11 protein-coding genes and 1 pseudogene are annotated in these 12,156 nt (G+C 61.1%); 9 read left to right on the top strand and 3 right to left on the bottom strand.

The features are described 5' to 3' along the window. The first annotated feature begins 368 nt into the window (after positions 1 to 368). Both ACCD02_RS10935 and thiE read left to right on the top strand, forming a co-directional pair. Entirely contained in the window at positions 369 to 1,166 is a 798-nt protein-coding gene (locus ACCD02_RS10935) for a hydroxymethylpyrimidine/phosphomethylpyrimidine kinase (protein WP_413301227.1), read from the top strand. A 22-nt stretch (positions 1,167 to 1,188) separates the two neighbouring features. Beyond that, positions 1,189 to 1,812 carry a thiamine phosphate synthase gene (thiE, locus tag ACCD02_RS10930; RefSeq protein WP_413301225.1) on the top strand — a complete coding sequence of 208 codons (624 nt, stop codon included), beginning with the start codon at positions 1,189 to 1,191 and terminating at the stop codon, positions 1,810 to 1,812. 15 nt (positions 1,813 to 1,827) lie between these two features. Here the strand turns inward: thiE and ACCD02_RS10925 are convergent, their stop codons facing one another. Together ACCD02_RS10925 and ACCD02_RS10920 are read right to left on the bottom strand one after the other, a co-directional pair. Beyond that, complete coding sequence (locus tag ACCD02_RS10925; protein WP_413301223.1) at positions 1,828 to 2,349, bottom strand: methylated-DNA--[protein]-cysteine S-methyltransferase; 522 nt, start codon at positions 2,347 to 2,349, stop codon at positions 1,828 to 1,830. Beyond that, positions 2,346 to 3,791, bottom strand: a complete 1,446-nt coding sequence (locus tag ACCD02_RS10920; protein WP_413301221.1) for an AlkA N-terminal domain-containing protein — start codon at positions 3,789 to 3,791, stop codon at positions 2,346 to 2,348. Before ACCD02_RS10920 ends, ACCD02_RS10925 begins: the two co-directional genes overlap by 4 nt. A 354-nt stretch (positions 3,792 to 4,145) precedes the next feature. On the opposite strand from ACCD02_RS10920, the gene hemL reads away from it, so the two are divergent. After that, positions 4,146 to 5,429, top strand: a complete 1,284-nt coding sequence (hemL, locus tag ACCD02_RS10915) for a glutamate-1-semialdehyde 2,1-aminomutase (RefSeq protein ID WP_413301220.1) — start codon at positions 4,146 to 4,148, stop codon at positions 5,427 to 5,429. A gap of 241 nt (positions 5,430 to 5,670) precedes the next feature. Next, positions 5,671 to 6,216 (top strand): annotated as a pseudogene (locus tag ACCD02_RS10910) (tetratricopeptide repeat protein); the annotation flags it as partial. 84 nt (positions 6,217 to 6,300) lie between these two features. Here ACCD02_RS10910 and ACCD02_RS10905 read toward each other — a convergent pair. Further along, on the bottom strand, positions 6,301 to 6,627 hold the full coding sequence (locus ACCD02_RS10905; protein WP_003313868.1) for a DUF1820 family protein: 327 nt from the start codon (positions 6,625 to 6,627) through the stop codon (positions 6,301 to 6,303). A gap of 129 nt (positions 6,628 to 6,756) precedes the next feature. Here ACCD02_RS10905 and miaB point away from each other — a divergent pair, with 129 nt between their 5' ends. From miaB to lnt, 5 genes are all read left to right on the top strand, one after another. After that, the gene (miaB, locus tag ACCD02_RS10900) at positions 6,757 to 8,085 is read left to right on the top strand and encodes a tRNA (N6-isopentenyl adenosine(37)-C2)-methylthiotransferase MiaB (protein ID WP_413301217.1); all 1,329 of its coding nucleotides are present in this window, start codon (positions 6,757 to 6,759) and stop codon (positions 8,083 to 8,085) included. Positions 8,086 to 8,199: 114 nt separating this feature from the next. Further along, the gene (locus ACCD02_RS10895) at positions 8,200 to 9,213 is read left to right on the top strand and encodes a PhoH family protein (protein ID WP_413301215.1); all 1,014 of its coding nucleotides are present in this window, start codon (positions 8,200 to 8,202) and stop codon (positions 9,211 to 9,213) included. Then, positions 9,206 to 9,706 carry an rRNA maturation RNase YbeY gene (ybeY, locus tag ACCD02_RS10890; RefSeq protein ID WP_413301213.1) on the top strand — a complete coding sequence of 167 codons (501 nt, stop codon included), beginning with the start codon at positions 9,206 to 9,208 and terminating at the stop codon, positions 9,704 to 9,706. The genes ACCD02_RS10895 and ybeY overlap by 8 nt, the downstream gene beginning before the upstream one ends. Before the next feature lie 5 nt (positions 9,707 to 9,711). Beyond that, on the top strand, positions 9,712 to 10,554 hold the full coding sequence (locus tag ACCD02_RS10885; protein ID WP_413301211.1) for an HlyC/CorC family transporter: 843 nt from the start codon (positions 9,712 to 9,714) through the stop codon (positions 10,552 to 10,554). Between the two features lie 45 nt (positions 10,555 to 10,599). Continuing rightward, the gene (gene lnt / locus ACCD02_RS10880; protein WP_413301209.1) at positions 10,600 to 12,120 is read left to right on the top strand and encodes an apolipoprotein N-acyltransferase; all 1,521 of its coding nucleotides are present in this window, start codon (positions 10,600 to 10,602) and stop codon (positions 12,118 to 12,120) included. Positions 12,121 to 12,156 lie beyond the last annotated feature (36 nt).

Raw genomic sequence — 12,156 nt, 5'->3', positions numbered from 1 at the left:
CTGCCTGATAACGCTGTTCGTCTTCCTGTCCTTATGAAGCGAAGCGACCGGCAGATTCCTGTTTTTGGAATAAGCGTCAAACAACCTGAATCAATGGCTGAGTGTGCCAAGGCCCCTCCAGGACCTGTCAGCTCAAAGCAATAGAACGTGCATCTTGCCGCTGGAAAAACGCGAAAGTTCAAGCATAGTCGCTCTACGAGCGAATCGCGTAATGTTTTGAGTTGTAATGGAAGGCTCTAGTCCGGCACTTTCAAGACCATCAAGCGACGACAAAGCCATTTTCGGTGCGATGAACGTCCGCTTTTCACGAAAAAAATCCATCGCCCCTCAGCGGCTCGGAAAAAGGTTTAGTGGTAAGCTCGCGCGCCATGACTATCTATAATTCCCGCCCCGTTGTCCTTTGCCTTTCCGGCCACGATCCCAGTGGTGGTGCCGGTCTGCAGGCAGATATCGAAGCCCTGCTCGCCCAGGGTTGCCATGCCGCTCCGGCGGTGACCGCCCTGACCGTGCAAGACACTGTCAATGTCAGCGACTTCCGCGTGCTGGATCGCGAGTGGGTGCTGGCCCAGGCCAATGCCGTGCTCAATGACTCCACCGTTGCGGCGGTCAAGCTGGGCATGCTCGGTTCCCTGGAAATGGTCGACACCGTCGTCGAACTGCTGCAGGCGCACCCGCATCTGCCGCTGGTCTGCGACCCGGTGCTGCGTGCCGGGGGCGGGGGCCGTCTGGGCAAGGATGAAGTCGGCTACGCCATGCGCGAGCGCCTGCTGCCGCTGTCGAAAATCGCCACGCCCAATCTGCCAGAAGCGCGGATTCTCGCCGACCTGCCGGAAGGTAGCGCAGATGAATGCGCGGCCAAACTGCTGCCATTTGTCGAGCACCTGCTGATCACCGGCGGCCACGGCGACGAGCAGGACATCCATAACCGCCTGTACAGCCGCGACGGCACAACCCGCACCTTTACCTGTCAGCGCCTGCCCGGCAGTTACCATGGTTCCGGCTGCACCCTGGCCAGTGCCCTGGCTGGCCGTCTGGCACTTGGACAAGATCTGGTCAGCGCCGTCGAGACGGCGCTGGACTACACTTGGCGGACGTTGCGAGACGCTGAACAGCTGGGCAAAGGGCAATTCGTGCCCCGTCGCCTGCCCCTGGATTTCTGCTCGTAACGCCACGTCATGAGGCACATTTATGAAACTACGTGGCCTGTATGCCATTACCGACAACCAATTGTTGGCTGGCAAATTCCTGTCTTACGTCAAGGCCGCCCTTGATGGCGGCGTCACTCTGCTGCAATACCGCGACAAGAGCGGCGATGATTCGCGCCGCTTGCGCGAGGCCAGCGAACTGCTCAAATTGTGCCAGCACTACAAGACACAGTTGATCATCAACGATGACGCCGAGCTGGCCGCCCGCCTGGGGGTTGGCGTGCACCTGGGGCAGACCGACGGCTCGCTGCCCGATGCCAGGGCGCTGCTCGGGCACAAGGCGATTGTCGGCGCCACCTGCCATGGCAAGCTGGAACTGGCCGAACGGGCCAAGGCCGATGGCGCCAGTTATGTCGCCTTCGGGCGCTTCTTCAATTCCCAGACCAAACCCGATGCCCCGGCCGTCCCCCTGGAATTGCTGGATCAGGTGCGAGCCAAAGTGCATCTGCCGATCGCGGTAATCGGTGGAATCACCCTGGATAACGCGCCGCAACTGGTTGCCCATGGCGCCGACCTGCTGGCCGTGGTGCATGGCCTGTTCGGCGCCGAGACGGCACAGGAAGTCACCAGCCGCGCAAGGGCCTTCAACGACCTGTGGCGAAAGTAGGGCTGAACGTGCCGGTCAGCCCCGGCTGACCAGTTCGAAGGCGAATTCAGCCATGCCTTTGTTATTCTCCAGCGCCAGCAGGGCACGCTTGCGCTCGACACCGCCGGCATAACCGGTGAGGTCGCCACTGGCGCCTATCACTCGATGGCAAGGCACGATGATCGAGATCGGGTTCTTGCCATTGGCTGTGCCGACCGCACGGGAATGCCCGGCGCTCAGGCCCATCTTCTTCGCCATCGCGCCATAGGACAGCAACTCGCCATAGGGAATCCGCGCCAGTTCGCGCCAGACCTGCTCCTGAAACGGCGTGCCGCGAAAGCGCAGGGGCAGCTCGAACGCCCGGCGCTCACCGGCAAAGAACTCGGCCAACTGCTCCTGGGCCATGCTGATCACTCGCGGCACACGTCCCACGTCGGTGACCAGGGCCAGCTCGGGGTAGTACTTCTGTCCGACGAAATACACCCCGGTCAGGGCGTCATCCTCGGCACGCAGGGCAATGTCGCCCAACGGACTTGCAACCAGATAGCCGGGAATCATTGCTTTGCCTCCTCGCGTAAACGCCATAAATGCACAGTGGCGTAGGCCCGCCAGGGCGCCCACTGACTGGCGTGTTCATTGAGTTGCGCGGCCGTGGCACACGCGAGATGTTTCTTCAGTACGGCATCGCCTTGCGGGAAGGCATTGGGCCAGCCCAACGCACGCATGGCGATGTATTGCACCGTCCATTCACCGATACCGCGGATATGCCGCAGGGCGTCCAGGGTTTCGTCCAGGGGCACCAACGGCTCAAGAACCACACGCCCTTCGGCGACCTCCCCGGCCACGGCAATGATCGCCTCCGCGCGAATTCGGATAAGGCCGGTGGTGATCAGCTCTTCGGCGTCGAGTGAGGCAAGTGTCTCAGCCGTCGCAAAAGCATGGGTCAGACCGTGAGGCGCATCCTCGATCGGCGTACCGAAGCGCTCGGCAATACGTCCCAGCACGACCCGCGCCCGGGCAACAGAAACCTGCTGACCGACCACCGCCCGTACCGCTATTTCAAATCCATCCACCGCCCCCGGCACGCGCATGCCTGGCAGGTCGGCGGACAACTCATGCAGATGGCCGTCCACCAGATCGGGTCGGCAACCGGTGTCGAACAAGCGCCGCAAACGTCCCAGCACCTGGACGATTGCGCTTTGCAGCGACGCAGAGACCGTAACCACCAGGGCATGACGTTGCGGCGCATGGCTGACGCTGACCCAGCCGTTCAAACGTTTGCCGCCTTGCTCGACCTCTATAGTGCGGGCATAACAGTTCTCGGCGATATGTTCGACCCCGGCGATGCAGCGATGGGCAAGAAAGGCCAACACACCGTCCCAGGTATAGGGCGGCCGGTAAGACAACTCGAAGCGCAGAGTCGATGCGCCGGGTACATGCACAGCCTTTTTCAGGCGCAGGGGGTTGAGCCCGTACTGCGCCTGAAACACATCATTGAAACGCCGTACGCTGCCAAATCCGGAGGCCAATGCCACTTCAGCCATGGACAGGCCGGTATCGGTCAGCAGACGCTTGGCAATCAACAGCCGCTGGGTTTGTACGTAGTCAAGCAGTGACACCCCGAACTCGGCCTCGAAGATCCGCCGCAGATGCCGGTCAGTAACACCGACACGTGCCGCCAGGGCGACCAGACTGCGGCCATTGAGAAAACCGTCCTCGATCAGCCGCGCCGCTGCCTGGGCCAGGCGACTGGACATATCGATCAGGCCATGACCGGGCGCCAGTTCCGGGCGGCAACGCAGGCACGGACGGAAACCGGCCTGTTCGGCGGCGGCAGCGCTGGCGTAGAAACTGCAATTGACCGCATTCGGTGCGCGCACCGGGCACATCGGGCGGCAATAGATGCCGGTCGATGACACTCCCATGAAAAACCAGCCGTCAAAACGGCGGTCACGGGCGACAAAAGCGGCGTAGCAGACTTCGGGATCGAGAGTGTTCATGGGCGAACTGTAATCCAGCACTCGAGGAAAGTCTGGCTGGATTCGGACATCTGGCTCGATAGGTTTCCACCACCATGGGCACGATGACAAAAATATGGAGCCTATGATGCGGGAGCGAATTCATTCGCGAAGACGGTTTCTCAAACGATACAAATTTGGCGGATGTACTGACCCCTTCGCGAATGAATTCGCCCACAACTCACTCCCGCAATATTCGCCCCTACAATTCGCGCCTATCAATCCATCCTGCGGCATTCTCACTCGGCAGGAGCTGCCCGGCATTTGTTATAGTGCCCCTCCTCTCGCCCCGCCGGGCGTAACCAGACTTTCCGGTTCACCAGCAGAGACCCGACCATGTCCCGTTCTGAAACCCTGTTCGCCAACGCCCAGAAACACATCCCCGGTGGCGTCAACTCGCCGGTTCGCGCCTTCAAGAGCGTGGGGGGTACGCCGCTGTTCTTCAAGCATGCGGTCGGGGCCTATGTCACTGATGAAGACGACAAGCGTTATGTCGACTACGTCGGTTCATGGGGGCCGATGATTCTCGGTCACAGCCATCCGGAAGTGCTGGACGCCGTGCGCAATCAGCTGGAACACGGTCTGTCATACGGCGCGCCAACGGCCATGGAAACCGAGATGGCCGACCTGGTCTGCTCCATCGTGCCGTCAATGGAAATGGTGCGCATGGTCAGCTCCGGCACCGAAGCGACCATGAGCGCCATCCGTCTGGCCCGCGGTTTCACTGGCCGCGACAGCATCATCAAGTTCGAAGGCTGCTACCACGGCCACTCCGACAGCCTGCTGGTCAAAGCCGGTTCCGGCGCCCTGACCCTGGGTGTACCCAGCTCGCCAGGCGTGCCTGCGGCCTTCGCCAAGCACACCCTGACCGTGCCGTTCAACGACCTCGACGCCGTCAGCGCCCTGTTGGCTGAAGTTGGCCAGGACGTGGCCTGCATCATCGTCGAGCCGGTAGCCGGCAACATGAACTGCGTACCGCCTGCGCCGGGCTACCTGCAAGGCCTGCGCGCCCTGTGTGATCAATACGGCGTGGTACTGATCTTCGACGAAGTGATGACGGGCTTTCGTGTCGCCCTCGGCGGCGCCCAGGCTTACTACGGGGTAACGCCGGACCTGAGCACCTTCGGCAAGATCATCGGCGGCGGCATGCCGGTGGGCTGCTTCGGCGGCAAGCGCGAAATCATGTCCCACATCGCCCCGCTGGGCCCGGTCTATCAGGCCGGTACGCTGTCGGGCAACCCCCTCGCCATGGCTGCTGGCCTGACGACCCTGCGCCTGATCAGCCGCCCGGGCTTCCATGACGAGCTGAGCGAATACACCCGGCGCCTGCTCGCCGGCCTGCAAGAGCGCGCCGATGCTGCCGGCATCCCGTTCGTGACAACCCAGGCGGGCGGCATGTTCGGCCTGTACTTCAGCGAAGCAAAGGCCATCGTCACCTTCGAAGACGTAATGACCAGCGATGCTGAACGCTTCAAGCGCTTCTTCCATTTGATGCTCGAAGGCGGCGTATACCTGGCGCCCAGCGCGTTCGAAGCTGGTTTCACGTCCATCGCCCATGGCGAAACCGAGCTGAAACTGACTCTGGATGCAGCCGAGAAGGCGTTTGCGGCGCTTAAATAAGGCTGGAAAACCTTGTAGGAGCTGCCGAAGGCTGCGATTGCGTTCCGTCATGAGAAGCGCATCGCAGCCTTCGGCAGCTCCTACAGGTAACCAATCATCAATGAAAACAGGCATTTCAAGCCCGTGCAGCAGAAAATCCGTAAAGACTTTGTAAGGTTGGCCCCGCTTATTTCATAATGCGCAGCCAGCACGTTTAGCTGGACGGGTACGCCCGCACCTTTTCAGAGGTATGTCGATTCCCATGAACCGCACCGGCCGCACCCTTGCATTGGGCTGCCTGTTGCTTATTCATCCCCTGCTGGCGAATGCAGGTGGCAACTCGTTGTTGATCCCAGCGGTGGGTCGCTGCACCCTCAATACCCAGCCGGACAACCTGCCGACGGCGCTGGCTGCCTGTCAGGAAGCCGCCAAGGCCGGGGATGCTCAGGCGCAATACGAGTTGGGTGAATTTTACTACGACGGTAAACACGCCCCTCGTGACCTGGCGCAAGCGCTCAATTACTTTGAGAAAGCCTCGCTGCAGGGGCATGCCCAGGCGCAGTACCAGCTTGGCCTGATGTTCTTCAAGGGTGAAGGTGTGCAGGCCAACAACGTCCAGGCCTATATCGTGCTGAAGATGGCGGCGGTCAACGGCTCCGAGGATGCCCTGGACAGCGCTGACGAAGTATCGTCGCACATGCGGCGCGACGAGCTGGAAGTGGCGACTCAGGTTCTGGGCCAGATTTTCCGCAACTACCTGCAAGAACTGCAGTCCGCCGAAGGTCGCTCGCCCTTCGCGCCCCTGCCTGATCCCAACAGCACGGCCCCGGCGCCTGGCGCTGCGGCACCGGCACTGGCACCGCAACTGTCGCCCCAGCAGAACTGAAGCCGGTTATTTCTCCGGCATCGGCATGGGGAATGGCATCACGTTACTGGTACCGCGCGCTTCGCTGATCTTCGGTGTGCCCATGCGCTCGACTTCGTCGATGCGCACGATCGAATGCATCGGCACAAAGCTGCGCACGACGCCTTCGAACTGCGCCTTGAGCTTTTCTTCGCTGGGATCAACCACAACGGTTGTGCGCTCGCCGAAGACGAATTCCTCCACCTCCAGAAACCCCCACAGATCACTTTGATAGATCTGCTTGGCGTACATCTCGAACACTTGTCCCTGATTGAGGAAAATCACCTTGTAGATTGGAGCTTCGCGTTTGGTCATGGCAGGCGGGTATTGTTCGGCACGGTAAAAAGAAGAGGCGAACTATATGCCCATTCGCCAGACGACGCTAGGAACCCGCAAGCGCCGTCCCTATAATGCGCGGTTCTTTGAATCACCTGATGATCACGCATGGCCAAGAAGCTTTATATCGAAACCCACGGTTGCCAGATGAACGAGTACGACAGCTCGCGCATGGTCGATCTGCTGGGCGAACATCAAGCCCTGGAAGTCACCGCTCGCGCGGAAGATGCCGACGTCATCCTGCTCAATACCTGCTCGATCCGCGAGCGCGCCCAGGATCGGGTCTACTCCCAACTGGGCCGCTGGCGTGAACTGAAACTGGCCAACCCGGAGATGGTGATCGCCGTGGGCGGTTGCGTGGCCAGCCAGGAAGGCGCGGCGATCCGTGATCGCGCGCCCTACGTGGACGTGGTGTTCGGCCCGCAGACCCTGCACCGCCTGCCGGAAATGATCGACGCTGCGCGGGTTACGCGCCTGCCCCAGGTCGATGTCTCGTTCCCGGAAATCGAAAAATTCGACCACCTGCCCGAGCCCCGCGTCGATGGCCCGAGCGCCTATGTCTCGGTCATGGAAGGTTGCAGCAAGTACTGCACTTTCTGCGTGGTGCCCTATACCCGCGGTGAAGAAGTCAGCCGGCCGTTCGACGATGTCATTACCGAGGTCATTCACCTGGCCGAGCACGGCGTGCGGGAAGTGACGCTGCTGGGGCAGAACGTCAACGGCTATCGCGGTACCACGGCCGACGGCCGTCAGGCTGATCTGGCGGACCTGATCCGCGTCGTGGCTGCCATCGACGGTATCGACCGCATCCGCTACACCACCTCGCACCCGCTGGAGTTCTCCGACAGCCTGATCCAGGCCCATGCCGAAGTCCCGGAACTGGTCAAACACCTGCACCTGCCGGTCCAATCGGGCTCGGACCGCGTGCTGGCGGCGATGAAACGCAACCACACCACCCTCGAATACAAGTCCAAGCTGCGCAAGCTCCGGGCTGCCGTGCCGGGCATCAGTATCAGTTCGGACTTCATCGTCGGCTTCCCCGGCGAAACCGAGAAAGACTTCGACAACACCATGAAGCTGATCCAGGACGTGGGTTTCGACTTCTCGTTCTCCTTCGTCTACAGCCCGCGCCCAGGCACTCCGGCGGCCGATCTGAAGGATGACACCCCGGAATCGCTGAAAAAAGAGCGCCTGGCCGCCTTGCAGCACCGCCTTAATCAGCAGGGCTTCGAGATCAGCCGACAAATGGTCGGCAGCACCCAGCGCATCCTGGTCACCGATTACTCGAAAAAAGACCCAGGCGAACTGCAGGGACGCACGGAAAACAACCGCATCGTCAACTTCCGCTGCGATAACCCGAAGCTGATCGGCCAGTTCGTCGACGTGCACATCGATGACGCGCAACCCCACTCCCTGCGCGGCTCGCTGCTGATGTAAAGCCCGGAAGGTGCAAGCTCTGATGAGTTTTAAACACGTCAGAGCTTTCGCACATACCTTACCGGGGTTATCCTTCGGTCCATATCCATTGCCGTCGGGCGGCTAAAAACAACCTTGAACGCACCCATAGAACCTCATCATTTCATCCTCGAACCCTTCGAGGCCCATCGCTTCGCCAATCTGTGCGGGCAATTCGACGAGCATCTGCGCTTGATCGAGCAACGCCTGGAAATTGAGATCCGCAACCGCGGCAATCAATTCGAACTGATCGGCACGCGCCAGAACACCACTTCAGCCGAGAACCTGCTGCGCCGTCTCTATCGCGAGACCAAGGGCACCGAGCTGTCTCCGGACATGGTTCACCTGTTCCTGCAGGAGTCCGGCGTCGAAGGCCTGGATAACCATCCGGCCGCCCAACCCGGCGTGGCGCTGCGCACCAAGAAAGGCATGATTCGCCCTCGCGGCTTGAATCAGCAGCGCTATGTGAAGGAAATCCTCGGCAACGACATCAACTTCGGCATCGGTCCGGCAGGTACTGGCAAGACGTATCTGGCAGTAGCCTGTGCGGTGGATGCCCTGGAGCGCGAGCAGATCCGTCGCATCCTGTTGGTGCGTCCGGCGGTCGAGGCGGGCGAAAAGCTCGGCTTCCTGCCCGGCGACCTGGCGCAGAAAATCGACCCGTACCTGCGCCCGCTCTACGACGCGCTGTACGAAATGCTCGGCTTCGAATACGTGGCCAAGCTGATCGAGAAGCAGGTGATCGAAGTTGCGCCCCTGGCCTACATGCGCGGTCGCACCCTTAATAACAGCTTCATCATTCTCGACGAGAGTCAGAACACCACCGTCGAGCAGATGAAAATGTTCCTGACCCGTATCGGCTTCGGCTCAACCGCCGTGATCACCGGCGACATCACTCAGGTCGACCTGCCCAAGGGCACCAAGTCGGGCCTGAATCATGTCATCGAGGTGCTCAAGGACGTGCCGGGCATCAGCTTCACACACTTCAAGCCCAAGGATGTGGTGCGCCACCCCTTGGTGCAGCGCATCGTCGAGGCTTACGAGCGTTACGAAGGGCGTGTCAGCGACGAGCCCAATGCGTTCAACCGGGACACACGCCGCGATGCTTGAGCTGGATCTGCAAATCGCCAGCGACGCTGCTGCCCCCACCGAAGCCCAGTTTCGCCAGTGGTGCGAAATGGGCCTGCGTGCCCGCAGTGCCGACTCGGAGCTGACCATTCGTCTGGTCGACGAGGCCGAAGGTCGCGAGCTGAACAACACCTGGCGACACAAGGACTACGCGACCAACGTGCTGTCCTTCCCCGCCGACGTTCCTGATGATCTGCTGGATATCCCGTTGCTTGGCGATCTGGTCATCTGCGTGCCCGTTGTCGCACGGGAAGCCGCCGAGCAGGGCAAGGCGCTGGACGCCCACTGGGCTCACCTGGTCATTCACGGCTGTCTGCATCTGTTGGGTTTCGACCATATCGACGATGAAGAAGCCGAAGAAATGGAAGCACTGGAACGAGAGTTGCTTGCTGAGTTGGGCTATCCGGATCCTTATGCCGACGACGAAAGCGACGACCACCCCCATTCAGAAACACCAAGCAAGGACCACGAGTAAGGGCTATGAGCGAAGACCGATCGAGCAACGGGCAAAAGTCATGGCTGGGTAAACTGACCCAGGCTTTTGCCCACGAGCCGAAAAACCGCCAGGAGCTGCTTGAGCTGCTGCGTGAAGCCCATCAGAACAAATTGCTGGACAGCGAAGCCCTCGCCATCGTCGAAGGCGCTATCCAGGTGGCCGACCTGCAAGTACGCGACATCATGGTGCCGCGCTCGCAGATGATCAGCATCAAGGCCAGCCAGACGCCCCGCGAATTCCTGCCGGCGGTCATCGACGCAGCGCACTCGCGCTACCCGGTGATCGGCGAGAGCCACGATGACGTACTCGGCGTGCTCCTGGCCAAGGACCTGTTGCCCCTGATCCTCAAGCCCGACGGCGATAGAGACGACATCAAGAAGCTGCTGCGCCCGGCGACTTTCGTGCCCGAGTCCAAGCGTCTCAACGTGTTGCTGCGCGAATTCCGCGCAAACCACAATCACATGGCCATCGTCATTGATGAATATGGTGGTGTAGCCGGGCTTGTGACCATTGAAGATGTGCTTGAACAGATCGTCGGCGATATCGAAGACGAGCATGACGTCGAAGAAGACAGCTACATCAAGCCACTGCCCAGCGGCGATTTCCTGATCAAGGCGCTGACGCCCATCGAGAACTTCAACGAGTTCTTCGACAGCGAATTCTCCGACGATGAGTTCGATACCGTTGGCGGCCTGGTCATGAATGCCTTCGGCCACTTGCCCAAACGTAACGAAATCACCGAAATCGGTGCGTATCGTTTCCGCATCCTGAGTGCTGACAGCCGTCGCATTCACTTGCTGCGCCTGAGTCCGATCTCGCGCTCTTAAGCTTTTCAGGGCCTGTTAAGTTTCATCTGCCAAGGAACGTAGTACATGCATTGGATCACCCGCCCCGGCTGGCCCGGTAACCTGCTGGCCATGGCGGCTGGTGGCCTGACCACCCTGGCCCTGGCCCCGTTCAATATCTGGCCATTGGCGTTGGTGGCACTGATCGTGTTCTACCTTGGCCTGCGCGACCTGAGTTCGCGCCAGGCTCTGTGGCGCGGCTGGTGCTACGGTTTCGGCCTGTTCGGCGCGGGCACCAGCTGGATCTACGTCAGTATCCATACCTACGGCGATGCCCCGGTGCTGCTGGCCGGGTTCCTGATGCTGCTGTTCACGGCGTCCATTGCCTGGTTCTTCGCCCTGCCGGCGTGGCTCTGGGCGCGCTGGATCCGCCGCAGTGAGGCGCCCCTGGCCGACGCCCTGGCCTTTGCCGCCTTGTGGTTTGCTCAGGAAATGTTCCGCGGCTGGTTCCTCACCGGCTTTCCCTGGCTGTACTCCGGCTACAGCCAACTGGACGGCCCGCTGTCCGGTCTGGCGCCCATGGGCGGCATGTGGCTGATTTCCTTCTGCCTGGCCCTGACCGCCGCCCTGCTGTGCAACCTGTGGCGTCTGCGCGAACGCAAGTCGTTCCTGGCGGCGGGCGTGGTCCTGCTGCTGGCCCCCTGGGTGCTGGGTCTGGCGTTGAAAAACCATGCCTGGACTTCCCCGTCCGGCACACCGCTGAAAGTCGCGGCAATCCAGGGCAACGTCGCCCAGAGCATGAAATGGGACCCGCAGCAGCTCAATGCCCAGTTAGCCCTGTACCGTGACCTGACCTTCACCGGCAAACCCGTGGACCTGATTGTCTGGCCGGAAACCGCCGTGCCGGTGCTCAAGGAGTCCGCCGAGGGCTTCCTGTCGGTCATGGGCCGATTCGCCGCCGATCGTCATGCTGCGCTGATCACCGGCGTGCCGATCCGCCAGAAAGGCGGGCGCGGCGAATATCGCTACTACAACGGCATCACGGTAGTCGGTGAAGGCGACGGCACCTATCTGAAACAGAAACTGGTGCCCTTCGGTGAGTACGTGCCCTTGCAGGATCTGCTGCGTGGCCTGATCAGCTTCTTCGATCTGCCGATGTCCGACTTCGCCCGCGGGCCCGCCGATCAGGCGCTGCTCCAGGCCAAGGGCTATCAGATTGCCCCGTTCATTTGCTACGAGGTGGTCTACCCCGAGTTTGCCGCCAGCCTGGCGAAAAACAGCGATTTGCTGCTGACGGTGAGCAACGATACTTGGTTCGGCACTTCCATCGGCCCGCTGCAACACTTGCAGATGGCGCAGATGCGCGCCCTGGAGGCCGGACGCTGGATGATCCGCGCCACCAACAACGGCGTAACCGGGCTGATCAACCCTTTCGGCCAGATCACCGAGCAAATCCCGCAGTTCGAAGAAGGCGTGCTCTACGGCGAAGTAACGCCCATGCACCAGCTGACCCCGTACCTGCGCTGGCGCTCCTGGCCGTTGCTGATCCTCAGCGGGTTGATCTTCGCCTGGGCACTGGTGGCAAGCCGGATTGCCAAGACGGTTTAACCATCGCGGCATGCAACCCTGCGCGGTGAACTCAGG

The organism is Pseudomonas sp. Pseusp88 (genome assembly GCF_047303955.1).
Taxonomy (GTDB): domain Bacteria; phylum Pseudomonadota; class Gammaproteobacteria; order Pseudomonadales; family Pseudomonadaceae; genus Aquipseudomonas.
Note: the sequence above shows the minus strand (reverse complement) of the source record. Positions and strands in the feature narration are given on the sequence as shown.

Excerpts from the sequence above, each read along its gene's own strand:
- miaB (WP_413301217.1), top strand. The coding sequence starts at position 6,757 with ATGGCCAAGAAGCTTTATATCGAAACCCACGGTTGCCAGATGAACGAG.
- ACCD02_RS10885 (WP_413301211.1), top strand. The coding sequence starts at position 9,712 with ATGAGCGAAGACCGATCGAGCAACGGGCAAAAGTCATGGCTGGGTAAA.
- ACCD02_RS10905 (WP_003313868.1), bottom strand. The coding sequence starts at position 6,627 with ATGACCAAACGCGAAGCTCCAATCTACAAGGTGATTTTCCTCAATCAG.
- lnt (WP_413301209.1), top strand. The coding sequence starts at position 10,600 with ATGCATTGGATCACCCGCCCCGGCTGGCCCGGTAACCTGCTGGCCATG.
- ybeY (WP_413301213.1), top strand. The coding sequence starts at position 9,206 with ATGCTTGAGCTGGATCTGCAAATCGCCAGCGACGCTGCTGCCCCCACC.
- ACCD02_RS10925 (WP_413301223.1), bottom strand. The coding sequence starts at position 2,349 with ATGATTCCCGGCTATCTGGTTGCAAGTCCGTTGGGCGACATTGCCCTG.
- ACCD02_RS10920 (WP_413301221.1), bottom strand. The coding sequence starts at position 3,791 with ATGAACACTCTCGATCCCGAAGTCTGCTACGCCGCTTTTGTCGCCCGT.
- hemL (WP_413301220.1), top strand. The coding sequence starts at position 4,146 with ATGTCCCGTTCTGAAACCCTGTTCGCCAACGCCCAGAAACACATCCCC.
- thiE (WP_413301225.1), top strand. The coding sequence starts at position 1,189 with ATGAAACTACGTGGCCTGTATGCCATTACCGACAACCAATTGTTGGCT.
- ACCD02_RS10935 (WP_413301227.1), top strand. The coding sequence starts at position 369 with ATGACTATCTATAATTCCCGCCCCGTTGTCCTTTGCCTTTCCGGCCAC.